This is a genomic window from Enterococcus sp. 3C7_DIV0644 (assembly GCF_002141235.1).
GTDB lineage: Bacteria > Bacillota > Bacilli > Lactobacillales > Enterococcaceae > Enterococcus_D > Enterococcus_D entomosocium.
On sequence record NZ_NGLK01000001.1, the window covers coordinates 2,713,220 to 2,715,244 of the forward strand.

Annotated in this window: 1 protein-coding gene; it reads left to right on the forward strand. The window is 53.3% G+C overall.

The annotated features are described in order from the left end of the window. Nucleotides 1-1,926 (forward strand): LPXTG cell wall anchor domain-containing protein (locus tag A5877_RS17455; RefSeq protein ID WP_139843943.1); only part of this gene is annotated, 1,926 nt, incomplete at its 5' end. Nucleotides 1,927-2,025 lie beyond the last annotated feature (99 nt).

Consider the following 2,025-nt stretch of genomic DNA (forward strand, 5'->3'; position numbering starts at 1 on the left):
GACGCTGATGCGGATGCAGATTCAGACGCCGATGCAGATTCCGATTCCGATGCCGATGCGGATGCGGATTCCGATTCCGATGCCGATGCGGATTCCGATTCCGATTCAGACGCCGATGCAGATTCCGATTCTGATTCAGATGCGGATGCGGATTCCGATTCAGATGCCGACGCCGATGCGGATGCCGACTCAGATTCCGATTCCGATTCAGATGCGGATTCCGATTCCGATGCGGACGCCGATGCGGATGCGGATGCCGACTCAGATTCCGATTCAGATTCCGATTCAGATGCGGATTCCGATTCCGATTCCGATTCAGATGCGGATGCTGATTCAGATGCGGATTCCGATTCCGATGCGGATGCCGACGCCGATGCGGATGCCGATGCGGATGCCGACTCCGATTCCGATTCAGATGCTGATGCAGATTCCGATTCAGATGCGGATGCGGATGCGGATTCCGATTCAGATGCGGATGCCGATGCGGATTCCGATTCAGATGCGGATGCGGATGCGGATTCCGATTCCGATTCCGATTCAGATGCCGACGCGGATTCAGATTCCGATTCAGATTCCGATTCCGACGCTGATTCAGATGCGGATTCCGATTCAGATGCGGATGCGGACGCCGATGCGGACGCCGATTCAGATGCGGATGCGGACGCCGATGCAGATGCCGATGCGGATGCGGATTCCGATGCGGATTCCGATGCGGATTCCGATTCCGATTCCGATGCGGACGCCGATTCAGATGCGGATGCGGACGCCGACTCAGATTCCGATTCAGATGCTGATGCTGATGCAGATTCAGATTCCGATTCCGACGCTGATGCGGATTCCGATTCCGACGCTGATTCTGATTCCGACGCCGATGCGGATGCGGATGCCGACTCAGATTCCGATTCAGATGCGGATGCCGACTCAGATTCCGACTCAGATTCCGATTCCGATTCAGATGCGGATGCCGACTCAGATTCCGATTCCGATGCGGACGCCGATTCAGATGCGGATGCTGATTCCGATTCAGATGCCGACGCCGATTCAGATGCGGATGCCGACGCCGACGCCGATTCCGATTCCGATTCAGATGCCGATGCGGATGCTGATTCCGATTCAGATGCTGATTCAGATGCAGATGCTGATTCCGATTCAGATGCGGATGCTGATTCCGATTCCGATTCAGATTCCGACGCGGATTCCGATTCCGATTCAGATTCCGACGCTGATTCAGATGCGGATTCAGATTCAGATGCGGACGCGGATTCCGATTCAGATTCCGACGCGGATGCAGATTCCGATTCCGATTCCGATGCGGACGCCGATTCCGATGCGGATGCGGACGCTGATGCTGATGCTGATGCTGATGCTGATTCCGATTCCGATGCGGATTCAGATTCCGATGCGGATGCGGACGCCGATGCTGATTCCGATGCGGATGCAGATTCAGACTCCGATTCAGATTCCGACGCCGATGCTGATTCCGATTCCGATTCCGATTCCGATGCGGACGCCGATTCCGATGCGGATGCGGACGCCGATGCTGATGCGGATGCCGACTCCGATTCCGATTCAGATGCTGATGCTGATGCGGATTCAGATGCCGATGCGGATGCTGATTCCGATTCCGATTCAGATGCTGATTCAGATGCTGATTCAGATTCCGATGCGGACGCCGATGCTGATGCGGATTCAGATGCCGATTCAGATTCCGATGCCGACGCCGACGCAGATTCAGATGCGGACGCCGATTCCGATTCCGATTCAGATGCGGATGCTGATTCCGATTCAGGCTCTGGCAATAAGAAACCGGGTAGCAAATTACCACAAACAGGTTCTTCCTCGATTGCAGCCTCAGTTGTTGGTGGTTTAGCATCTGTAGGTGCTGGATTTGGATTGTGGAATAGAAAGAAAAAGAAAAAGAAATAAAAATAGAAAGAAATAAAAATTGGATTGTTGATAGAACACACTCTTCGTGTTCTATCAACAATTTTAAGGATTAATAGTTTAGAGGTCAATGTATATGGC